The sequence below is a fragment of the Planktothrix mougeotii LEGE 06226 genome, from assembly GCF_015207485.1.
Taxonomy (GTDB): domain Bacteria; phylum Cyanobacteriota; class Cyanobacteriia; order Cyanobacteriales; family Microcoleaceae; genus Planktothrix.
In genome coordinates, this window is sequence record NZ_JADEWU010000001.1 from 169,780 (window position 1) to 191,770 (window position 21,991).

General features: G+C 38.1%; 21 protein-coding genes. 5 read left to right on the forward strand and 16 right to left on the reverse strand.

The annotated features are described in order from the left end of the window. The first annotated feature begins 15 nt into the window (after window positions 1-15). A complete protein-coding gene (locus IQ236_RS00750) occupies window positions 16-3,654 on the forward strand; it encodes a glycosyltransferase (protein WP_193867509.1) in 3,639 nt (1,212 codons plus the stop codon). 494 nt (window positions 3,655-4,148) lie between these two features. Here IQ236_RS00750 and IQ236_RS00755 read toward each other — a convergent pair whose 3' ends face one another. The 10 genes from IQ236_RS00755 to IQ236_RS00800 form a co-directional block, all read right to left on the reverse strand. Further along, the gene (locus IQ236_RS00755; protein WP_193867510.1) at window positions 4,149-4,775 is read right to left on the reverse strand and encodes a class I SAM-dependent methyltransferase; all 627 of its coding nucleotides are present in this window, start codon (window positions 4,773-4,775) and stop codon (window positions 4,149-4,151) included. 246 nt (window positions 4,776-5,021) lie between these two features. Further along, window positions 5,022-6,143, reverse strand: a complete 1,122-nt coding sequence (locus IQ236_RS00760) for a DegT/DnrJ/EryC1/StrS family aminotransferase (RefSeq protein WP_193867511.1) — start codon at window positions 6,141-6,143, stop codon at window positions 5,022-5,024. An 18-nt stretch (window positions 6,144-6,161) separates the two neighbouring features. Beyond that, window positions 6,162-6,740, reverse strand: coding sequence for an acyltransferase (locus IQ236_RS00765; RefSeq protein WP_193867512.1), 579 nt, complete (start codon window positions 6,738-6,740; stop codon window positions 6,162-6,164). Beyond that, window positions 6,733-7,677, reverse strand: coding sequence for a Gfo/Idh/MocA family protein (locus IQ236_RS00770; RefSeq protein ID WP_193867513.1), 945 nt, complete (start codon window positions 7,675-7,677; stop codon window positions 6,733-6,735). The genes IQ236_RS00765 and IQ236_RS00770 overlap by 8 nt, the downstream gene beginning before the upstream one ends. Then, entirely contained in the window at window positions 7,674-8,999 is a 1,326-nt protein-coding gene (locus IQ236_RS00775; protein WP_193867514.1) for a nucleotide sugar dehydrogenase, read from the reverse strand. The genes IQ236_RS00770 and IQ236_RS00775 overlap by 4 nt, the downstream gene beginning before the upstream one ends. Before the next feature lie 53 nt (window positions 9,000-9,052). Next, a complete protein-coding gene (locus tag IQ236_RS00780) occupies window positions 9,053-10,012 on the reverse strand; it encodes a glycosyltransferase family 2 protein (protein WP_193867515.1) in 960 nt (319 codons plus the stop codon). A gap of 163 nt (window positions 10,013-10,175) precedes the next feature. Continuing rightward, entirely contained in the window at window positions 10,176-11,399 is a 1,224-nt protein-coding gene (locus tag IQ236_RS00785; RefSeq protein ID WP_193867516.1) for an RNA-guided endonuclease InsQ/TnpB family protein, read from the reverse strand. Window positions 11,400-11,563: 164 nt separating this feature from the next. After that, window positions 11,564-12,007, reverse strand: coding sequence for a type II toxin-antitoxin system VapC family toxin (locus IQ236_RS00790; protein ID WP_228041355.1), 444 nt, complete (start codon window positions 12,005-12,007; stop codon window positions 11,564-11,566). Further along, window positions 11,973-12,245: a hypothetical protein gene (locus tag IQ236_RS00795; RefSeq protein WP_072718718.1), complete on the reverse strand. Its 273-nt coding sequence runs from the start codon at window positions 12,243-12,245 to the stop codon at window positions 11,973-11,975. Before IQ236_RS00795 ends, IQ236_RS00790 begins: the two co-directional genes overlap by 35 nt. Before the next feature lie 161 nt (window positions 12,246-12,406). Further along, a complete protein-coding gene (locus IQ236_RS00800) occupies window positions 12,407-12,886 on the reverse strand; it encodes a DUF29 domain-containing protein (RefSeq protein ID WP_193867517.1) in 480 nt (159 codons plus the stop codon). 134 nt (window positions 12,887-13,020) lie between these two features. Here IQ236_RS00800 and IQ236_RS00805 point away from each other — a divergent pair, with 134 nt between their 5' ends. Continuing rightward, window positions 13,021-13,461, forward strand: a complete 441-nt coding sequence (locus IQ236_RS00805; RefSeq protein ID WP_193867518.1) for a DUF29 domain-containing protein — start codon at window positions 13,021-13,023, stop codon at window positions 13,459-13,461. Window positions 13,462-13,486: 25 nt separating this feature from the next. Here IQ236_RS00805 and IQ236_RS00810 read toward each other — a convergent pair whose 3' ends face one another. Then, window positions 13,487-14,473 carry a metal ABC transporter substrate-binding protein gene (locus tag IQ236_RS00810; RefSeq protein WP_322744058.1) on the reverse strand — a complete coding sequence of 329 codons (987 nt, stop codon included), beginning with the start codon at window positions 14,471-14,473 and terminating at the stop codon, window positions 13,487-13,489. 151 nt (window positions 14,474-14,624) lie between these two features. Between IQ236_RS00810 and IQ236_RS00815 the strand changes: the two genes are divergently transcribed. Together IQ236_RS00815 and IQ236_RS00820 are read left to right on the forward strand one after the other, a co-directional pair. After that, complete coding sequence (locus tag IQ236_RS00815) at window positions 14,625-15,389, forward strand: metal ABC transporter ATP-binding protein (protein ID WP_228041356.1); 765 nt, start codon at window positions 14,625-14,627, stop codon at window positions 15,387-15,389. A 103-nt stretch (window positions 15,390-15,492) separates the two neighbouring features. Continuing rightward, window positions 15,493-16,332 (forward strand): metal ABC transporter permease, encoded by an 840-nt coding sequence (locus tag IQ236_RS00820; protein ID WP_193867520.1) that lies wholly within the window; start codon window positions 15,493-15,495, stop codon window positions 16,330-16,332. Window positions 16,333-16,490: 158 nt separating this feature from the next. Here the strand turns inward: IQ236_RS00820 and IQ236_RS00825 are convergent, their stop codons facing one another. From IQ236_RS00825 to IQ236_RS00840, 4 genes are all read right to left on the reverse strand, one after another. Further along, on the reverse strand, window positions 16,491-16,979 hold the full coding sequence (locus tag IQ236_RS00825; protein ID WP_193867521.1) for a DUF29 domain-containing protein: 489 nt from the start codon (window positions 16,977-16,979) through the stop codon (window positions 16,491-16,493). A 153-nt stretch (window positions 16,980-17,132) separates the two neighbouring features. Further along, on the reverse strand, window positions 17,133-17,882 hold the full coding sequence (locus IQ236_RS00830; RefSeq protein ID WP_193867522.1) for a hypothetical protein: 750 nt from the start codon (window positions 17,880-17,882) through the stop codon (window positions 17,133-17,135). Window positions 17,883-17,920: 38 nt separating this feature from the next. After that, a complete protein-coding gene (locus IQ236_RS00835; RefSeq protein ID WP_193867523.1) occupies window positions 17,921-18,541 on the reverse strand; it encodes a hypothetical protein in 621 nt (206 codons plus the stop codon). Then, the gene (locus tag IQ236_RS00840) at window positions 18,538-19,224 is read right to left on the reverse strand and encodes a P-loop NTPase family protein (RefSeq protein ID WP_190520084.1); all 687 of its coding nucleotides are present in this window, start codon (window positions 19,222-19,224) and stop codon (window positions 18,538-18,540) included. The genes IQ236_RS00835 and IQ236_RS00840 overlap by 4 nt, the downstream gene beginning before the upstream one ends. Window positions 19,225-19,399: 175 nt before the next feature. On the opposite strand from IQ236_RS00840, the gene IQ236_RS00845 reads away from it, so the two are divergent. Beyond that, entirely contained in the window at window positions 19,400-19,915 is a 516-nt protein-coding gene (locus IQ236_RS00845; RefSeq protein ID WP_193867524.1) for a hypothetical protein, read from the forward strand. Between the two features lie 171 nt (window positions 19,916-20,086). On the opposite strand, the gene IQ236_RS00850 is transcribed toward IQ236_RS00845, so the two are convergent. Further along, window positions 20,087-21,763 carry a DUF2079 domain-containing protein gene (locus IQ236_RS00850; RefSeq protein WP_193867525.1) on the reverse strand — a complete coding sequence of 559 codons (1,677 nt, stop codon included), beginning with the start codon at window positions 21,761-21,763 and terminating at the stop codon, window positions 20,087-20,089. Window positions 21,764-21,991: the final 228 nt, after the last annotated feature.

Sequence of the window (21,991 nt, forward strand, 5' to 3'; positions counted from 1 at the left end):
ACCGAGGATACAAAAATGGCAGCGTTATTTGACAAAAAATATATAAGAAATTCCCAGTATTCAGTTTGTATGATTGTGGCTAATGCAGTTCAGGGTGATTCAAGGGTTTTAAAAACCGCTTTCAGTCTTAGCAAGCATGGCTACCGGGTACATTTATTAGGCTTAAATAATAAACTGGCGCAAATTCAGACTCTTGAAGGCTATCCCTTTAAAGTAACTTTGATAGAAAATCCTAAATTCCAAATGAAAAAAAAGAATGCTTGGTGGCTTGAAGAGGGAGTTTATAATATTGAACTTTTTATTGAAAGAATGGTGATGGGTTTTTTAGATGTTATTCAAAGAGAATCTTATCATTTTCTTCATAGCCATGATATGTATGGTTTGCCTATAGGTGCTAAATTACGGGAAAAACATACAATCGGCGAGATTGGATGGATACATGACCTTCATGAGTATGTTGAAGGATGTAGCCATATAGCTGAATATATACGCATTTTTGCTCTAGATCAAGAGGAAAAGTATATTTACCAACCAAATGCCCTTACCTCGGTTTCACCAATTTTATCAAATCTTATCTCTAACAAGTATAATTTACCAAAGCCTGGGCTTGTGTTGAATGCTCCTCATATTACTGATTTTGACCCTTTTCATGTTCCCTGTATTCGTAAATCCTTAAACATAGACAATAACAATCAACTATTGGTTTATAATGGAAATGTCAATGCACCTCGTGGTCTACAATATGCTGTAAAATCTTTAGGAATTTTACCTAATATTCATCTTGCTATGTTGACTAATAACAAGGGTCAATTTATAGAAGATCTCTTGAGTATTGCCAAGGATAATAATGCTGAAAATAGGGTTCATATTCATCCTTATGTGCCTAATTGTGATGTAACGTCTTTTATTCGTAATGCCTCTATTGGAATTAGCCCTTTAACTATATATGGAAATTCTGATTTAGCCTTACCTACCAAGGTTTTTGAGTATATCCATGCTGGTCTTCCCATTGTTAGTACGGCAACAACTGCGATGCAAGATTTTTTATCTCAAAACAATTGTGGCTTTACATTTAATGCTGAAGATGTTGAAGGTTTTGCTGAAGCAGTAAAAATGGCGTTATCGCATTATCCTAAAGGACTAGCCAACGTAGCCCAAGGTTCTCAATTAGCGCAAAAATATTGCTGGGAAGAACAAGAAAAAGTAATCTTAAGTTTATATGAAGAAATACTTGCCAGAAATCGCACTGTATCGAAGGAAATACCTTCTGGTGTTCTTGAACCAATACTTCATCTACCTACTCATGCAGCCAATCAACCTGGCACCCTAAGTAAGTCACTAACTAAGCTTGGTATTAAGACAAAACATGCAGCATTAGGGGCGAATGGCTTTAGGTACACACAAGATATTTCCATAGTATCACAAAAACATGCACTTGCATCTATCAATTCGTACTTAGTTGAACAGAAGCTTGATATCTATAATACCTATCATTATCATTTTCGTCCACTTCTTTATAATAAATACTTTTATTTTCCTACTGGGTTAGATTTGCTTTTATTAAAGGCAATGCAAAAACGAGTTTTTTATCATTTTCGTGGATCGGAAATCCGCCTAGCTTCAATTTTCAGAAAAGCTACTCCCTACAATTACGTCGATGAACAGTTGTCTTGTGATGATGGAACAATGCCTTTTTGCTTTGCAGAGATAGATCAAAAAGCATTTCGTGATTTTGTCTTAGGAGTTTGTGATGACGTTTTTGTAAATGATCCTGAGTTGCAATGCTATGTTCCCAATGCACTAATCGTACCCCGTGCTATTGATTTTACCAATCTAACTTATGAAGATTCTAAAAGCATACCCTCAATTCCTTTAATTGTACATGCTCCTTCCCGTTCTGGGGTCAAGGGTAGTCAGTATGTGCTTAATGCTATTGAGCAATTAAAACAGGAGGGACTTACGTTTGACTTTAAAGTGGTTCAAAATATGCCCCATGAAGAAGCTATGGCTGTTTATCGGAAAGCCTCAATCATTGTTGATCAGCTTCGTATAGGTTGGTATGGAGTCTTGGCTGTAGAAGGGATGGCTATGGGAAAAGCCGTAGTCTCATATATACGCAATGATTTACGTCATTATTTACCATACCCACCACCACTAGCTTATGCCAACCCAGAAAATATCACTAATGTTCTTCGCTATCTGTTGTTAAATCCTGATGCTGTTGCAAGCTATGGTGAGGCGGGAAAAAAATTTGCTAGAGAATATCATAATGCAGATACCATCGCAAAAACTTTAATTGATATTTATCGTCAGCCACTGCAGCCCGTTAATCCTGTGGCAATCGCCAATTTCATTGAATTTCAAATGGGCAAAATATCGCCTAAAAAATCTTCAAATAATTCTAACAATCATAGTCTAGAGGAAAAACAAACGAATTATCTTGATAGCTTTTATTTCTTTCACCAAAAAAGAGGGGATCAGTTTCTATACCAGCATGATTTTAAGTCGGCTTTAGTTTACTATAAAAAGTCTTTGGAGCTAAATCCAAATAATTTTTTATTGATTTCTAAAATAGCTGATTATACAGCAAAAAATTTAGTTGATATTAATTTAGACAAAACTTGGGACGGCTATCTTGAACAAGCATTAATAAAATTAGGCACAAACAAAAGTGTATATGATCTTTGTGAAGCATTAAGCATTACTAGAAGTAAATTAATTCGTAGCAGATTAATCAATTCTAACTCATCTATTAGAATAGTAAGCGTTAATGAATCTTCATTGACCATAAATAAAGAACTCCCCAAAATTATTTTGTTGACTTGTGTTTGGGCAAGACATGAACTGACCAAAATTTTCCTTGAGTATTATCAAAGCTTGAAAAATAAATTGAGTGAGACAATTGATCTAATTTTGGTTGCAGTGGGTTCTGAAGGTCAAAAATCTTATCAATTATGTGAACAATACAAATTTGAATATTATGAACACCCAAATAATCCTGTTAGCGATAAATGGGAATATGCTATCCAATTAACTAAAAGCTATAACCCAGATGGAGTCATTATTATGGGTTCAGATGATTTTGTTAATGAGCAGCTTATATTGCACTATATACAATTTTTAAATGAAGGTGTTCTTTTTGCAGGTCTTACGGATAGCTATTTTTTTGACCTTCAATCAACCGAGCTTATTCACTGGAAAGGTTATGGTGGTAAGATCAAAGACGATGGTATGCCGAAACGTCTTGGGGAAACTATTGGTGCTTGTAGGTTACTGTCCAAAAAATTGCTAGAAATTCTAGATTATTCCTTATGGAAGGATGTCAAAGTCGATAAATACTTAGAGAACCATGTTACGCATAAGCTAAACGAAATTGATATGCTTCCTGTAAAATATCAACATAAAATTCCTGTTGAGATTGATGGTAAGTTTTATTACTACGGACATCTTTCTTTAACTATGGCAGAGCTAGGAACAATCGCCGTTGGGATCAAATATCCTAGAGGTAACTTAAGCCGAATCACTAATTATCTTAAAAGTGCTGATGCTGTAGAGAAGATCAATGATTCTTGGTTATTTTTAGAACAGCATTTCCCCAAAAAAACAGTTGATCGACTGAAGGACTTGAGTCATTTGATAATCCGCAGTAGTTGAGGGAAAAAGATCTAGAGAAAAAACGGAGGATAAATTTTGCCAGAGCTATAGCAGTGTGAAATGATTCGTGAAAAATCGATCCGCTCAAAGCCCCCAGCATTGGGGGTTTGGGGACCCGATCTTTTTCAAAATGATTTCCACTTGCTATATTAGCATTTATTAAAAAATTAACATTTTTAGGTTTTATTAGATGCAGCTTTTACCAGATGAGTTCTCCGGTGCTACGCCGATATCTCTCTTTTATCACTCTGGGGAAAGTAAAATCTGACTGAAATCGTGAAAGCCTTTCCTGTTCTTTCATTTCGCGATTGCCGACGATTAGAAATTTCCATTTTCGGTCTTCGAGACAAAAGTGCCTCTCCGTTGGGGTTTCAGATTTTTATCCGACGAGAGTGACAAAAGAGGAATAGATAGGGCTTGCTGAAGCAAGCCCCACTTATACTTTTGTCTTTCCAACTCGCCATCAATTTGTCACCCAATTTTTCACGACTTTTTCAGCAAGCCCTAATTAATTCGCTTGGTTGTTCTAATCCTACCTTCCGACCAATACACACATATATTTGATTCTTCTTAACTTTGCAAATGTAAACATTTTCAATCCTTATCAAGGGTTCATAGCGATTTTCAACTTCTTCCAAAGAATTAAACCATCTTACATGACCCGCACTATCATAGGAGGGAACACTAAAAACAACCCATGATCCTACTGGAATTTTACTCATTAATTGTAAATCAAATGTAATATGCTCTAAAAATTCAAACATTGTTACAACAAAATTATTATTTTGGGGAAAATCAAACATTCGTAAATCTTGCTGATAGAACTTAAATCTCATATCTTTACCGATCAGAAATTGAGCCATATTAATGGCTACCTCCGAGAAATCGTAGCCCTCATAATTTTCCAGAATATCTAAATTTGAAGCTAATAAAAAAGCAAAGTGACCTGGGCCACACCCTAAATCTATAATATGTTTTGGTTGAGATACGTAATTTTTAATTTGATTAATGCCTTCGCACCAAACTTCATAATAATAGTCGATTAATTCAGGGTGTCTCTTATACTTTTCTGAAGTCAGATAAACCCTGTTATAAAAATCTGCATCTTTCTCTGTTCCCATCAGCTTAGGATTATTAGTGCATGGTTTTTTCTATTTTATAGATATTCAGAATAAATTTTCTTATATAGCAATGTGGAATCATTTGTAAAATTTTCCGGCCCCCAAACCCCCAATCCTGGGGGCTTTGAGCGGATCGTTTTTTCACGAATCATTTCACACTGCTATATCATCAAGAATATTCCATTTGATTTTTAAAATAAGAGTGACCAAGATTCTCGCATTGTAGAAAATTAGAGGTTTTTAACTCTACAATTCGAGTGATTCTTTGCCTAGCCCTGTTTTAATTTTATCAACTACTTTCTCAATCACTTCTTCTTCTAACTCCGGCCAAATTGGTAAACTCAACACCTCCTGCGCCGCCAAATCACTCACCGGGCAAGCCTCATACTGTCCTTTATAAACAGGTAACTGGTCTTGGGGTATGGGATAATAGATCATTGTCCCAATTCCCTGCTCAGTTAAATATTGTTGAACTGTATCCCGCTTTCCCCCAGTAATTCTAACCGTGTACTGATGAAACACATGACCCTCAGCTAAACCCGGAGTCACCACACCCTCCACATCCTCTAACAATCGATTATAAATCTCCGCTACCCTGCGCCGCCCCTGATTCCATTGATCAATATATTGCAACTTCACCCGCAGAATTGCCGCCTGAATTGTATCTAACCGCGAGTTATATCCTAACACTTCATTATGATATTTCTTCTTCGCCCCATGTACCCGCAACATCCCAGCGACTTCAGCGATTTGCTCATCATCCGTAACAATCATCCCCCCATCACCATAACCCCCCAAATTCTTAGACGGGAAAAACGAAAAAGCCCCCACATCACCAATCGTTCCCACAGCCTTACCATCATACCTCGCCCCAAAAGACTGAGCGCAATCCTCAATCACCTTTAACCCATACTCCTGGGCAATCAACCAAATCTCTCCCATTGCTGCCGCCTGTCCATACAAATGTACTGGCATAATCGCCTTAGTGCGGGGGGTGATTCTAGCCCGAATCTGCTGGGGGTCAATATTATAGGTACTCGCCTCAATATCCGCAAACACCACCTTCGCCCCCAAATTACTAATTGATTCTGCCGTTGCAAAAAAAGAAAAAGGAGTGGTAATCACCTCATCCCCTTCCCCAATTCCCGCAGCCCGCAAACCAATCACCAACGCATCCGTACCCGAATTTACCCCAATGGCATACTTAACTCCCAGATAAGCCGCCACCTCCTGTTCAAACGCCTTAACATCAGGCCCCATAATAAACTGACCCGACTCAATCACCCGATTAATCGCCGTCTGAATCTCCTCTTTAATGCTTTCGTATTGCGGTTTTAAATCCAAAACAGGAATCTTTGTCTGACTCATTTTTTTATTTTCCTTAGTTTAAATTTGCTTAACTTCCAGAGGAGAAATCTTTTGATACTTCACCCCCATTGAATCAACCGCATAACCTTCAGCATTAAACTTTAATACATCCCCATAGGCACTCATCCAACCGATCAGTTTAGCAGGTACTCCCGCCACCATTCCGTAAGCAGGGACATCCTTAGTTACTACTGCCCCCGCCGCCACAAACGCACATTGATGCAAGGTTATTCCACAAACAATGGTGGCATTTGCCCCAATACTTGCCCCCCGTTTTATTAAAGTTGTTAAATAATCATTACTGGTATTACGGGGAAATTCAGAACGAGGGGTTTTAATATTGGTAAACACCATACTGGGGCCACAAAACACATAATCCTCCAGAATTACTCCCTCATAAAGGGAGACATTATTCTGAATTTTGCAACCATTGCCAATCACTACATTATTAGACACTAAAACATTCTGCCCAAAAGAACAGTTTTGACCAATTTTGGCTTTTCCCATCACATGACAAAAATGCCAAATTTTAGTTCCTTTGCCAATGTCCGCCCCTTCATCCACATAAGCGGATTCATGAACAAAATACTCAGCCATTTAATAACTCCGTTGCTTTCTCTAAAATTTCTACCACTAAAGCACCATTCCAACCATCGGAATGGGGACGTTGACGGGTTTTAATACAGTCTAAAAAATGTTCACACTCAATTTTTAAGGGTTGAGTATCCGCTACTTCCACAAAATAACTACCTTGATCACGGTTGTTTAAATTTTCATCCACTCCTTTATCATAAATCGTGATTTTTTGCAACACCTCATCATAAACCAACATCTGCTTATCCCCAATCACCACCGTATTCCGAGCTAACAAAGGCCAATACCAGGAACAATGAACATGAGCCGTTTGGCCCCCCGCAAAAACTAAATCCACATGAACATTATCCTCAATCCCAGATTGCAACATGGCATGACCACTAGCCGTCACCCCTTGTAACTGCGGTTTACCCAATAACTCCAAAATCACCGAAACATCATGGGGAGCAAAAGACCACCAAACATTCTCCTCCCGACGCACCTTCCCCAACTTCAGCCTCTGAGTCGCCACATGAAGCACATTTCCCGCCTGACCGCCTGCTAAATATTCTCGCATCCAAGCAATCGCAGGTTGATAAAGCAACAAATGACCCACCATTAAAATTCGAGACTCCCTATCGGCAAACTCAGCCAAACTCCGAGCCTCATCAGTCCGCAAAGTCATCGGTTTTTCCACAAACACATCCTTACCCGCCTCCAACGCCATCATCGCTAATCGATAGTGGCTGGGAGCCGGAGTTGCGAAAACCAGTGCTGGAACATCCGTCTCCAGAGCTTGTTGATAATCTTGATAAAGAGACACATCAGGATAATAAGTCGCTACCTCTTCCCGCAAACTAGCATCTATTTCGACTACTCCCGCCAGGGTTCCTAACTCATAAAAGTTGCGGACTAAATTACGTCCCCAGTTCCCCGCACCAACGACAATTACTTGAGTCACAGTAAAGTTACCTTTTCCTTATTACAGTCTAAATGTCGAGTCACGCCCCGAGTATCGAGAACAGCTTGAGCATTCTCCACAATGTAAACATAATCAATTTCACTATGGCCTGTGGCAATTAATACCAAATCTGCCTTAGCAATAGTCCCATCCGTTAATTCCACTGAATAAAAATCTTGACCTGCAATAGAAATATCAGGGACATAAGGGTCATGGTAAACGACATTTACTCCATCTTCTAATAAAAAGTTAATGATCTCAAGAGCCGGTGACTCTCGCCAATCTCCCAAGTCTTTTTTATAAGCTACTCCCATTACTAAAATCCTTGATTGACTCGGTGCAATACCTCTGTGATTGAGAACTCGCCAAATTTTCTCTCTGACAAACTGAGGCATTTTCCGATTGACCTCTCCAGCCAAAGCAATAAAGTGGGTATTAAAATTAAATTCTTTGGCTTTCCACTCTAAATAGTGAGGGTCAAGGGGAATACAATGGCCGCCGACTCCTGGCCCTGGATAAAAAGGCATAATACCAAATGGCTTAGTGTTAGCTGCATCTAAGACTTCCCAGACATTCAGATTCATGCGATCGCACAAGATCGCCAACTCATTAACTAAAGCGATATTAACGGCTCTAAAAGTATTTTCAAATACCTTCACCAATTCAGCCGCTTTAGCACTACTTACAGGCACAACATGAAGAATCGTTTGCTGATAAAAAAGCGTAGCCACCTCTAATGAATTTGAGTCCGATGCTCCTACAACTTTATTAGTATTCTGTGTCGTATAACGCTTATTTCCTGGGTCAACCCTTTCAGGGGAATGAGCCAGAAAGAAATCTTCTCCTTGCTTCAAGCCACTCATTTCTTCTAAGATTGGCTTCATCACCTCATCAGTCGTACCTGGATAAGTGGTAGATTCAAGAGTGATCAACTGTCCGGGCCTTAAGTGATGAGCAATTTCCCGAGTCACGGATTCAATATAGCTTAAATCCGGGGTTAAATTTTTAGTTAAAGGAGTCGGTACACAGATGACAACGGCATCAGATTCCGAGACTTTTTCAAAGTTAGTAAGCGCTTTTAAATTTCCCTGCTCAACAACTTGCTTTAATTCCTCATCTTTAACATCACTAATATAGTTATCAGCTTGATTAACTTTTTCTGCCCTCACCGGATTTTGTTCAATCCCGATTACTGAAAAACCTACCTTAGCTTTTTCGACGGCAAAAGGCAAACCCACATATCCTAAACCTACTACTGATACAATAGCCGTGTGATTTTTGATCTTCTCTTTAAGCCGAAGTGCTATTTTGATTTTTTCCATATTTTTTTAGAGACTGATTATATGTTTAGGAGTAGGTCTACCAATGGATATAATTATGAGCCATATATTAATCTCTTCCATTCTGGTAAATCCGTCAACCAACAAATATCCAAACTCAAGCCATTTTGAATAGAAAACTTTTTGAACTGCTCTACCCAGTCTGAAATCGTCTCCATTTTATAATAAGGAGTATATTCCAAAGACCCATTCAGAAATCGAGCCATCTCTCCATATAGTCGCCGCTCATAATGATACCATGCTAACCACACTAAAGTATGATAACGCACCCGATTCTCCATACCTCGAATGTGTTCGGGTAAATTGCATTGAGCAAAAAACTTGTCCAACACCTTCACCACACATTCAGCTTGAGTTTTGGTGTTTCTAGTCGTGTTCCCCCCATACCTGCGATAACCCACCGCCACCCGCTGCCACCAAGCGGCTTCACACCCCATCAATGCTAAACGCAACACCAAATCAACATCATGGGATTGTCGTAACTCCCCATCAAACCCCCCCACCTGTTGTAACCAGTCTTGTCGAATCATCATTCCACTGGTTTTTACAGGTTTATACATTAACCAACTTTCTAAATTCAGATCAGGAACCTCACGCCAAGGTTCCACATCAATAATTTTATCACCTCCTGCATCGACAATTTGCCAGCCTGTATGCACGCTACCCAAACTCGGTTTTTCCTCAAAACATTTCACTTGTTCTGTCAGCTTTTCCGGTAAAATCCAAAAATCATCTGCATCTAAAAAGGCAATAAATTCACTCTGAGCCTGCTTAATCCCTAAATTACGAGCAACAGCCGAACCTTGATTATCTTGATAAAAATATCTAATTTTATGTTTGTAAGACTCTAAAACTTGACAAGTTTTATCCGTTGAACCATCATCAATAACAATAATTTCATAATCTTGATAGCTTTGCATTAAAACACTATCAATCGCTTCAGGAAGAAAGCGATCGCAATTATAAGTCGGAATAATTACACTAACTCTAGGCATTAAAATTGCTGTTAATTAATAGGGTTTAAATGATTTTGAGGATGCCAGTTATCCTCTAATAATTGTTCAAAATTTTCTTATAAATGCGATCGCCCCAAAAGATAAACCCCCCTGACCCAAGTAGATTTAGGAAGATGTAGCCAAGTGAACTACCGACACTTCTCTACGAGTAAGTGTCGGCTTCTGATTTCTCAGCCCGATGCCTCATCATTCGAGAATGAGCGGGTCTTACACAGGCTCCCTCAGCAGAGACGGGGTTCCCTCCGCCTTTATTCTTAATTCTGATGCCTTCGTTCCTGATATTGAGTGCGGCGTTACCGTCACGGTCATGATGACTATGACAACTTGGACAATCCCATTCTCTGATATTCAGAGGTAACTCATCCAGTACATGACCACAACTCGAACAGGTTTTGGAACTGGGGAAGAAGCGCTCAATTTCTATCAGTTCGCCTTCTTTTTGTTTCAGTTTGTAATCTATGAAGTTTACAAACATCGACCATCCCACATCAGATATTGATTTTGACAGCTTTCGGTTCTTAACCATTCCCTTGACGTTGAGGTTTTCAACGACAATAATTTGGCTTTCATCTACCAATTTTCTTGATAATTTATGCAAGAAATCTTGGCGGGAATTAGCGATTTTCTCATGAACCTTAGCTACAATTTTTCGGAATCGCTCTCTCGCAGAACTACCCCTTCGGCTACGCTCAGTACAAGCTTTAGTTTTTCGAGAGAGTTTTTTCTGTTTTCGGGCTAGATTTTTCTGATGACGATATAAATGTTTAGGGTTAGCGTATTTGGTTGCGTTTTCTCCATCATGAACAATTGCAAAATCTTTTAGACCCAGATCGATCCCGATAATTTTATTTCCTGACTGCTTCATATCAGTTCCTTCAATTTCACATAGAATCGAAGCATAGTATTTATCAGTTGAGGTTTTAGAGATTGTTACCGTTTTAATCTTTCCCGTTACTTCTCGGTGAAATATAGCTTTAATTTCACCAATCTTAGGGACTTTCAGATATTCGCCATTAACAGTAACACTTTGGGGATACTGGATTGATTGTTTATGATGTTTAGATTTGAATATCGGAAATTTAGCTCGTCCTTCAAAAAAGTTTTTGTAAGCCTTATCCAAGTTAATTGCTACACATTGGAGAACCGATGAATAACAATCTTCCTTGAGCCAAGGATATTCTTTTTTGAGTTGAGGGAGCATTCCTTTGTAGATTGCTAACTTTAAGCTTTTTCCAGTTTCTTGATAGTGCTGAATGCAGGCATTTAAGGCAAAATTCCAATACCATCTTGCACAACCAAACGACTTAGCCAATGCTAATTCTTGTTCAGATGTTGGGTAGAGTCTAACCTTAATTGCTTTCAACACTTTAAATCACCTCCTTTTTTTTATGATAATAAGTAATTGATGAATTGCACAGACTCCCTACCGCAATTCATCCCACGCTGCCCTGCGGGTCAGACGTGGGGATTCTTACGGAAGAAGCTAAATCAAGCCACTATCAGCTGATCAACAGGCTATCCAAATTAGCCCTAAGTCACCATTAATTTAGTAAATCCAGCTTGCTCAAAATGTCGATCAGATGTAAACGCATCAGTAATACCTTCTTGCCTCATCACAACAAAACTAATACAATCCGTTAGCCCCCAATCTTTGTCAGAATACTGATGGTAAATCGCCCAACCCTTATCCAACAAATTTGGATCTAAAGGGATAACTTGAATCACATCGGTCGCCTTTTTAATCCCATTAATATAAGCATAAGTTTTCTGGCGCAAATTCGTTTTGCATAAAGCATCAGCTACTTCTAACAAAACAAACTCTGTTGTCACTAAAGTAATCTTCTGTTGCTTAAGTTTCAACAGAATTTGTTCAGATTGAGCCGCGAGATGATCACTCTGATTAATCAAAGCTATCCAAGCCGATGTATCCACAAAAACTTTATGTCCCTTGATCATCGTGCTTAGGTGTACCATACAAATAATGATCGTGTTGATCTGCTAAATCAGGTATTCCCGTTTCCATTTGACAATCTTCTATAACCGATAACAACCTGTCCCACCCAGATTCAGATTCATCCGATGATACACCTACTGTTGTAGCAGTTGTCGGTGTATCCAAGAATATGATAATAACTGGGTGAAATTCGCCATAAGAAACTTGTTCACTGGGATGAACTACCCCATCTTTAAAAATACCCCTAATTGACTGCATAAAGCTCCCTCTCCCATGCGATTTAGACCGAGAAACAATCCCCGCCTAGACTTAGACAGAGAATCCTATCTATGATGTTAACATACAAACCCTTCACCTAAGAAAGCGATCAAAATTATACGTTAGAATAATAACACTAACTCTAGGCATGAAAACTTCTGTTAATTAATACGGTTTAAATTATTTGGGGGATACCAGTTATCCTCTAATAATTGTTCAAAAGAATAAGGGCAACTCGAAGGAAATAAGCTTTGAGATAAACCTGTTTTTTTACTAACTAAATTCACAGAAACATGATAGATAGAGTCTAATTCTGGAATTAGCTTGTTTTTTAAGCTCGTCGTTAACTCATGACTTAAATCATCTCTAAACGCAATAATTTCGGCTTGCCAATGCCGATAATTTCTATCATACTCTTGCTCCCAGTATTGCAACAAGAGAAGATGAATCATAATCTGTCTTAAAAGGCTTCTAACTTTGTTAAATTCGCTTCTTCCCAAATTTTCTAACTCCTCAATTAAATTGTCTAAATCTAAATTGTTAAAATTTTTTATTTTTAATATTTCAATGGTTTTTTGTAACCATAAATAATCGTCGGTTTTATACAAATCTTGAAGTTGATTTTTAACTGAATTTTTCATATTTTTTCCTCTGTCTCCAAATAGTCACCCTTGATTAGCGATCGCCTTTAGCTGGGCGGAGCCCATCCCATCCCCTAATTCCTTATGTTAATCTAAAATCAACAAAATATTAATCCTCTGTTCGAGTATATCCCATGAGTATAACCCTTTACGAACAGGACTTCTATAGCTGGGTTTACCAGCAATCTAACCTTCTACGGGAAGGGAAATTTGAGCAACTCGATTTAGCTCATCTCATTGAGGAGTTAGAAGACTTGGGAAATCGCCATTATGATCAACTTGAATCTCGCCTAATACAGTTAATTGCTCATCTACTCAAATGGCAGATTCAGCATTGGAAACGGACAAACAGTTGGCGAGCAACCATCCGTATTCAACGTACAGCGATCGCTAAACTATTGAGGCGAAATCCTGGTTTGAAATCCCGTTTAGAAGAAGCCTTAAATGAAAGTTGGTCAGAAGCGAGGGATTTTGCGATCGCAGAAACGGATTTACCCGACGATCAGTTTCCTGAAGTTTGTCCTTTTTCTGTAGAACAAATCATGAGTTCTGACTTTTGGCCTGACCCCGAATAGAAAACCCTTATAGCATTGTATCAAGTTAATTAGGATTAAAAGGGGTATATTTTCCTCCTAATGCTTCAACAATTGTTTTTGTATTCTTAACTAACATTTTAACATAAGTATCTCCCTCACTCCCTGGAGAACCAATCGAATCCGAATATAATTGCTCTGGTGCTAATTTAACCCCTGATTCTTCCGCAACGGTTGTAATTAATTTAGGGTTAATGGTGGTTTCTGCAAAAATAGCCGGAACTCCTGTTTTTTGAATTGAATCGGATAAATTTTTAACAGTTTTTGCGCTCGGTTGTTCTTCTGTACTAATCCCAATTAAGGTTCCAATTACCTCTAAGCCATAGGCGTGAGCATAATATTGAAACGCATCATGGGTTGTGACTAATTTGCGATTTTGAGGAGGAATGGTTGCTATTTGTTGTTGAATCCAACGATCTAACTGTGTTAACTCCTGAGTGAGTTGGGTGGCGTTTTTGTTAAAAATAACGGCATCTTCCGGGGATAAAGCAATTAACTCATCTCTAATTTTATTCACCATTAAAATAGCGTTTTTAGCGGTTCCCCAAACGTGAGGATCGGGTTGGGTTTGTCCTTTATATTGAAAATCTAAAAATTTAATTACTTCTCCCACTGCCACTTTTTTTCCAGAGGTGGATGCGGCTTTCATTAATTTAATTAATCCGGGTTCTAAATTATAGCCATTATAAAGAATTAAATCTGCTTTTTCTAAAGCAATACTATCTTGGGGGACAGGTTCATAAACATGGGGATCTGCACCCGGTTGTAAAATTCCTTGATGGTCAATTTCATCACCGCCAATTTGTTCTGTTAAATCCGCAATAATGGTACTGGTGGATACGACTTTCGGTTGATCTCCATTCACAGAATTTTCCGGTGTTGATTGAGTACAACTACTTAATCCACTTAAGATTATTGTCAGTAAAATACTCCAAAATCCCATCGATAGAGGGTTTAGATCACTGATTTTCATGATTCTGTAAGCCGTTTTCATAATTTTTTCATTAATTATTTCATAATTTTTTCATTTTTGCAGTAGACTAGAAGAATAATCCTCCTAAAGTAGCCCCTCAAATTCTTCCGTGATCAGGAAGTCAATGGGGAAAGCACTCCATAAAATACAGATAACAATGGATCAAACGGCTATGAACACTCTAAAATTCCCCCATCCTCTGCATCAGTCTCTCACTGTCCATCACCTCAGCGTCAACTATCGGGGGGTGGAAGCACTGCGAGATATCAGTTTGGACATTCAACCGGGACGACTAACGGGCATTATTGGCCCTAATGGGGCGGGAAAAAGTACCTTGATGAAAGCCATGTTAGGGTTAGTTCCGATGGGGATGGGTTCGGTGGTGTATGACGGAAAACCCCTGAGTCAGCAACGCCAACGGGTGGCTTATGTCCCCCAGCGATCGCAGATTGACTGGGACTATCCCGCAACGGTTTGGGATATTGTGATGATGGGGAGAGTGCGGAAAACGGGGTGGTTGCGTCCTTTTTCTGGGGTGAGTCGTCGCATTGCAACTCAGGCGTTAGAACGGGTGGGAATGGTTGAATATAAAAATCGCCCTATTGGTCAACTGTCGGGGGGTCAACAACAGCGTGTTTTTTTAGCGAGATCTTTGGCGCAGGAAGCGGAAATTTTTTGTTTTGATGAACCGTTTGTTGGCATTGATCAAAAAACAGAAGCCATAATTTTTAGTTTATTTCGAGAGTTAGCAGCATCGGGTAAAATTGTGATTGTGATTAATCATGATTTAGGGGAATCTATTGTTAATTTTGATGATTTAATCTTGTTGAATCAAGAAATAATTGTGACGGGAAATCGTCAACAGGTTTTAAAAGAAGATTATTTACAACAAGCCTATGGGGGTAGGGTATTTTTCTTTGCTGAAAAAGTGGCTTAACCTCTCGTTCCCGGTTTTATCGTGCTACGCGCTATAAATGTTTTATAAAATTTGGTGCGTGCGCTGTGCTTACGCACCCTACAGTTTTTTGAGTTGAAATCACATGATCAATTTGTTAATTGAACCTTTACAATATAGTTTTATGCAGCGATCGCTGACGATTGCTATTCTAGTGGGGATTATTTGTGCTGTTGTCGGTAGCTATTTAATGGTACAGCGATTAGCCTTATTAGGAGATGCCATTAGTCATTCGGTTTTACCGGGATTAGCGATCGCGTTTATCCTCAATGCTAATATTTTTGTCGGAGCGTTTATTGCCGGGATTTTGAGTACCATTTGCATGAATATTATTAGAACCTATTCCCGCATTAAAGAAGATGCAGCAATGGGAATCGTATTTTCAGCGTTTTTTGCATTAGGAATTACCTTAATTACGTTAGTTCAAAAAGATAATAAAATAGACCTTAATCATTTTTTATTTGGTAATATTCTAGGGGTGACGGGAGAGGATGTCCGAGATACTTTTATTATTACGATTATTATTCTAGCAGTTGTTCTGTTAATCTATAAAGAACTGTTGTTTTATACCTTCGATCCCTTGGGTGCAGAAGCCACGGGTTTACCCGTTAACCTACTCAATTTAGGATTAATGGGATTAATTGCTTTAACCATTGTTGCTAGTTTAAAAGCGGTTGGAGTCATCTTAGTTTTATCCTTATTAATTACTCCCGCAGCGACAGCTTATTTATTGGTAGAACGTCTCCATCTCGTGATGATATTCGGTGTGATTATTGGAGTCATTTCCAGTATTAGCGGAATGTACTTAAGTTACTTTTATAATCTACCTTCTGGCCCAGCCATTGTATTAGTAACATTTGGGTTATTTGTATTAGCCTTTTTATTCAGTCCCACCCAAGGGTTATTAAAAATCAAACAAAAGTAGGGTGCGTAAGCTCCGCGCACGCACCATCTAACAGTTTATTAAAAAAAACCTTTCAATCTTGATATTCAACCTAGATTGATGCTAAGACAGTATTCATCTTCATCATCTTCATCATCTTCATCATCTTCATCCTCATCATCTTCATCCTCATTTCTTTTCTAGTTCTGAAACTGATCAGACGGTTCTCCTGGGAAAAAGTTAGTGTCTAAAACTTCCTCTAGGGTATAGGGACATTCTGGGGGAAAATCTTCATCATTCAGGGATGTTTCGCGTACAGCTAAGTCAATACCACTTTGATAACCTTTCTGTAATGCTTCAGGAAGATAGGGTTTTAAACTGGGATTTTCTGTTAATAAATAGCCAATCTCTCGGCGTTGTTCTCGCAGGGTTACAAACCAACTTTTAGAGCGTTTATTCGGTTGAAACTGCCACTTGAGTAAATGACCGAGTAAAATTCCTAAACGTTTTTTTAACTCTTGGCGTTGTTGTTTTCCCAAAGATTGAATCTCCTCAGCCAAATTAATAATATCAAGTTGATCTAATGCGCCTTCGAGTAGCAATTTAGCTTGTTGCTGTGTCCATCCATAAAAGTCTTGTTCATAAAGAGAGAAACCTGTTTGAAAGGATGGGCTCTGTTTTGTATCCATAACATTAATTCAGAGGATAGAAGTAATTATATTGTTTTTTTAAATAAGTGTCAAATGGTGCGATCGCATCTTTGCATTACCCTCGTGAGTGTAGGGTACGCACCATCTAACATTATATTAACAGAAAAAAACTTTCCTATTTAATAAATGTTACTAAAACTCCACTTTAACCGTCAAGGTAAACTCATAGACTTCTTTTTTAAGTTGTTCAATTTGAGCTTGTAAATCAAGATAAACTGGAACCTTAATATCAGCAATGGCTTTAAAATTTTTCTTAAATTCCTCGCTGAGACTTAAAGTTAATTCTCGACTTTGTAGAGGATTACTACCTGATCTTTGCTCAATTAAACTTGTCATAGAATGATCGCTTAATAGTTGATATTTATTTAGATGAGCTTGAGCTTTTTCTATATTTGGATTTCCCCCTGGAAATGTACTCCGAATTTTAAGTTGATTCCGTATTTGTTCAAAGGTTTTACTCTGTGCTTCAAGATTTCCCGTAACACCATAACTATTGAGAGAACCTTTATAAAGTTGCTTTCCTGTTGAAGTTTTGACTTCGATTTGTTCTACTGTAACTTCTCGCGCACCGAGTAACCCACATAAAGTTGTAAAATGAAGATATTTTGCTAATGCAAAGGTTGAAGCCGATTTTTCAAGAACAACATAATCCGATGAATCATAAGGATTTTGAATTAATAAAGATCCTTCTTCCAAAAGTCCATGACTTTCCAATTTTTTTTCTAAAGGACTTGAAGCTTCATCCGAAGGAACTAAAAGATGAACCTGCTCGTTTAAAAGTAAATCATTCCCACCCGAAGTATATTCTAGTCGGGCTAAATCATGAGAAGAAGTAACTAAAATAGCTTTGCGTTTTCTAGGTGGAACTGCATCAATATTCATCGTTTTTATTTTATCGATATTATCAGTTTTATCAGAGATTATTTCAGGTTTAATTTGCTCTGATTTGGGTTGATCAGGAATATTTGTATGGACATTATCAATAGGTTGTTCAGTCCTATTAATCCCCCAATTTGTAGCGGTGTTAATTGCCACCCTTGAAACTGTATCAGCCAGCTTACTCCTAAAGGAACGAAAAGACTTATTGACAAACTGATAAGGTTTATTTGAAACTGCACCTTCTTTTTTTTTGCTTCTAATTCCTCATTCAACCATTTTTCAATTGATTCTAATGTACCGTTTTGTAATGTTCTCTTAATTTGATTAGAGACAACTTCTTGAATCTCATTACATACATTATTAACCCAGTCTGATGAGCCTTCCTCTGGGAACTCTCCATAGATAACAATTGGAGCCAGACGATTACTTTCATCTTTCTCAATAGGTATAACTTCTATGACAAATTTAGGATCGCTGTGACGGACAGTAACCGATGGGCCATACTGTGCAATTTCTCTTTTTTTTGCGGGAATTTCGTAAATTTCTAAAACAAGTTGCTGTTCTAATTTATCATCAGATAATTCTTTTCTGTTTTTAATAATGACATCAGGAGATTCATTATCAAGGCTTTGTACCCAAAATAATAGATTGAGATTGTTCATTTTTCTACCTGTCTGAAAATTTCTTTAATTAGATTATCTGCATCTTGTTCATTTGCTAAACTTCCCAGAGCAACTTTAACTTTAGCTGCTCCCCCAGCAAGCAGAGTGATTTTTTGTACAATGGGAAGGGATGTAAATTTATCGTGATAATCACCGATTGTGTCAGGAGTAAGATTTTTAAATCGCGCATCAGAATTCCAATGATTTCCAACAATAAAGAATTGCTTTCTTTCTGTTGTACCTAGTTCTTTAATCCAGTCTCGAATGTGTTTTAGATCGTTCTCACTTCGTTTTTCTGTAACCGAATCTTGATCTAATAACCTATCTGTTCTTACGATATATAGAACTAAATCAGCTTCTTTAAAAAGTTTTTCCCAAACACCATAAGCTTTTTCACCACCTGAAACATCATCAGTTTTTTTGATTAGAATATCCAGATCGTCGAGTTTAATGCGGGTTCTCTCTATCTCGTTTTTGTCACGAGTTTGGTTATAACGCTCAATCAAAATCCCCTTTTCCATATATTTTAAAAGGGTGGTTTTTCCGACTCTCCTTGTACCTAAAACGGCAATTTTCTTTCCCTTCAGGGAATAGGCAATATTTTCCCAGTTAGAGACAACTGATCCGCTTACCACCGCGCCAACGGCAAAAGCGATAAAGATTGGAACAAGAGGCAACGGCATAAATATTAGACAAAATACATTTTTTAAGTCTTAACCTATACTAAAGTTCTCTGATAAAATCTGTAAAGACGGAAAAGGGCGGAAAAAGACGGGAATTTCTAAAATTTTAGTGAAGGGCGGAAAAAGACGGAAAAGGACGGATATAATAACAGCAGGTTTTTTCAGGTCTTTACCGATGGACATTCCTGATATATTACAGTTTGTAGATGAAGTTGTCTCCTCTAAAACAGGCAAACATCTCAACGATTTGCAACGGGGAATTATTGAGGGAACACTGAAACGACAGAGGTATACTGACATTGCAGAAACTTACGGTTGCACTGCGGGTCATGCGAAAGATGAGGGTTATAAGCTTTTACAAATATTATCTAATATCTTTAATGAAACAGTTGATAAAAATAATCTTAAATCTGTACTCGATAGACAAATAAATCTAAATATTGCTTTTGATAATAGTAGAATTAATAATAGTATTAATAATCATTTAATTGGCTGTATAAATTTTGGTTCAGATCAACTCAATAGCACTCCCGATAAAAGTAGTAAACCGCCTACTGTTAATACCAAAACTAGAAAAAGCAAAGTTAATATAGAATTGATTAATAAATTACGTCTATTTGGGTTAAATGATGAGCAAATATCTGAAGTTTTGAACCTCTCATTAGATGCTATTAATCAGGTAGATTTATAATATATTTTTGGCGTTTATATTGTGGTTTTACTAAAAATATAAACAATTAAAATAGCATGAGATAAACCCGAATATTTGAAAAAAGTCTGTAGGAGTTGGGTTACTAAAGAAAAATAGGTGTAAAGAGGGTTTGGAGACCAAACCCCTACAATAAAATTTTACGATGATAAACTAGGTTTTAGCTAGAAACGAGGTGTAGTTTTTAACCGCTTCCGGTTGAGAGGTAACCCCTTTTTTCATCAAAATGACTCCATCTCTAAAGTCAATAATGCCGTATTCTTTGTTAGCCGTTAACTGTTCAATCCTTTGGGTAATTTCATTTAAGGAATTGCGATCGCCTGAAAACGCGACACCATATTTTTGTAATTGCCATAAATCGGCTAAAATATATTCAACAGAAATCACCTCTCCGGCATCATTTCTTAACTGATATAACGGAAACCTTAATATTTCTCGGCGACCGGATAAATGGGGCACAATATAAGTCGTTGTGGCAACACTGGCATCTGGGGGAATTTCCGCTAATAAAGGTCTAAATTGGGAAACGTGCGACCATTGAGTTGTGACGGGAATATAAACCCAAGGATCGATAGAATCGGGAATAATAAAATAGAGGGTACGATTGGGGTTAGAGGTGAAACTAAAGAATAAGGATAACCCAATACAAAATAGCCAAAATCGACGGAATTTGACCGACGGTAAAGTAACTTTAGATTCAGAAATTTCTCCCCCTTCTAGGTTCAGTTGTAAGTTAGATTTATCCTGTAACTGTTTTTGTCGATTTGCCCACCATAATATTGTTCCATAAAATAACCCTGGAACGACGGTTAAGGCATAACGAATCGTAATCGATAAGACAGATTCTCCCTTCGCCATGAATAGTTTTAATAGGGGAAAACCTGCTATCATCCAAGACGCAGGAGCGATCGCGGGAATAAAAGCTAAGGGCAACCATTGACCTAATAAATATTTTAATGTTCCCCAAAACGGTGTAAAAAGTTCAACGATTAATCGCCCCGGATTACTAACAATTCCCCAGAGAATTTCTAAGGTTGAAGCTTCCTCTCCATCGGCATATTGACCAAACCGTTCCATCATAAACCGTTCAGAAATATCCGCCGAAAACAAAGGCATGATAAAATTAGTTAAAGCTAAAATATAACCAAAACTCAGAAGACAAACTAAAACCCCTTGCACGGGATAACGTTTACTTAAAATGAGATAAACCCCAATCCCAAATAAATTGATAGCGGAATCCTCCCGAACCATTAAAATTAAAATGGCACACACCCAAAATAACCACCACCAGCGTTTTTCGATGGCTAGTAGCGCTGTAAACATAAATAATGGAATTTGACAGATATCATGGAAATTACTCAGGGTGGGGCCGATGACGGCATTGGCAGCATAAAAGCTGACCGTTATGAATGCGGCTAAAGGAGGTTCCAGATACTGACGCGCCAAAATGTACAACACCAACCCAGCAACCGTGATTAACGTAACCTGTAATACCGTTAGGGTGACTGGGGAGGGGAATAATACATACAGGGGTAACCACAGTAACAATGCTGGAGTAAAATGCTGTCCTAAACGATGGTAGCTAACGTTGGGGAACTCTCCCTGGTGGACAACATTGGTGGATAGTGCAGAAGACAGGGAACTTTGAAACAACCGTCCGTGACTACTATTCCAAAATACTTGATTAAAAATGCCTTGGTCATAAGAGGCGTAAAAACTGAAATAACGGTGTAGAGTTAAGCCTAAACAAAGGAAAAAGAACGTGATCGCAACGCCTACGACCCATCTCAATGCTGAATTTTTCTGCCAGTTTTGCCAGCTTAGGAACATTCTGGATCAACCCAAATTTTTGCAACGGTGATCTTATCCCCCAAAAACTCAAGACCGTTGAGGGACAAAAACAACAAACACCGAATAGTCTACCACTCTCCCTCGGCCTCCCAACTTGCCCTATCCCTAAAAAAAATCGAATCTTAAGAAGATCTTAAATTAAACTATAAGATAAAAAGCAGTTGCCCATGTACCATCCTTCCTCTTTCACCGATAGTGACAACAGCT

Bases quoted from the DNA above. Each gene is read 5' to 3' on its own strand.
- IQ236_RS00805 (WP_193867518.1), top strand. From the start codon at position 13,021: ATGAGTATAACCCTTTACGAACAGGACTTCTATAGCTGGGTTTACCAG.
- IQ236_RS00825 (WP_193867521.1), bottom strand. From the start codon at position 16,979: ATGGATACAAAACAGAGCCCATCCTTTCAAACAGGTTTCTCTCTTTAT.
- IQ236_RS00820 (WP_193867520.1), top strand. From the start codon at position 15,493: ATGATCAATTTGTTAATTGAACCTTTACAATATAGTTTTATGCAGCGA.
- IQ236_RS00830 (WP_193867522.1), bottom strand. From the start codon at position 17,882: ATGAATATTGATGCAGTTCCACCTAGAAAACGCAAAGCTATTTTAGTT.
- IQ236_RS00800 (WP_193867517.1), bottom strand. From the start codon at position 12,886: ATGAAAAATTCAGTTAAAAATCAACTTCAAGATTTGTATAAAACCGAC.
- IQ236_RS00840 (WP_190520084.1), bottom strand. From the start codon at position 19,224: ATGCCGTTGCCTCTTGTTCCAATCTTTATCGCTTTTGCCGTTGGCGCG.
- IQ236_RS00755 (WP_193867510.1), bottom strand. From the start codon at position 4,775: ATGGGAACAGAGAAAGATGCAGATTTTTATAACAGGGTTTATCTGACT.
- IQ236_RS00795 (WP_072718718.1), bottom strand. From the start codon at position 12,245: ATGCAGTCAATTAGGGGTATTTTTAAAGATGGGGTAGTTCATCCCAGT.
- IQ236_RS00850 (WP_193867525.1), bottom strand. From the start codon at position 21,763: ATGTTCCTAAGCTGGCAAAACTGGCAGAAAAATTCAGCATTGAGATGG.
- IQ236_RS00775 (WP_193867514.1), bottom strand. From the start codon at position 8,999: ATGGAAAAAATCAAAATAGCACTTCGGCTTAAAGAGAAGATCAAAAAT.
- IQ236_RS00810 (WP_322744058.1), bottom strand. From the start codon at position 14,473: ATGAAAACGGCTTACAGAATCATGAAAATCAGTGATCTAAACCCTCTA.
- IQ236_RS00835 (WP_193867523.1), bottom strand. From the start codon at position 18,541: ATGAACAATCTCAATCTATTATTTTGGGTACAAAGCCTTGATAATGAA.
- IQ236_RS00790 (WP_228041355.1), bottom strand. From the start codon at position 12,007: ATGGTACACCTAAGCACGATGATCAAGGGACATAAAGTTTTTGTGGAT.
- IQ236_RS00750 (WP_193867509.1), top strand. From the start codon at position 16: ATGGCAGCGTTATTTGACAAAAAATATATAAGAAATTCCCAGTATTCA.
- IQ236_RS00760 (WP_193867511.1), bottom strand. From the start codon at position 6,143: ATGAGTCAGACAAAGATTCCTGTTTTGGATTTAAAACCGCAATACGAA.
- IQ236_RS00765 (WP_193867512.1), bottom strand. From the start codon at position 6,740: ATGGCTGAGTATTTTGTTCATGAATCCGCTTATGTGGATGAAGGGGCG.
- IQ236_RS00780 (WP_193867515.1), bottom strand. From the start codon at position 10,012: ATGCCTAGAGTTAGTGTAATTATTCCGACTTATAATTGCGATCGCTTT.
- IQ236_RS00845 (WP_193867524.1), top strand. From the start codon at position 19,400: ATGGACATTCCTGATATATTACAGTTTGTAGATGAAGTTGTCTCCTCT.
- IQ236_RS00815 (WP_228041356.1), top strand. From the start codon at position 14,625: ATGAACACTCTAAAATTCCCCCATCCTCTGCATCAGTCTCTCACTGTC.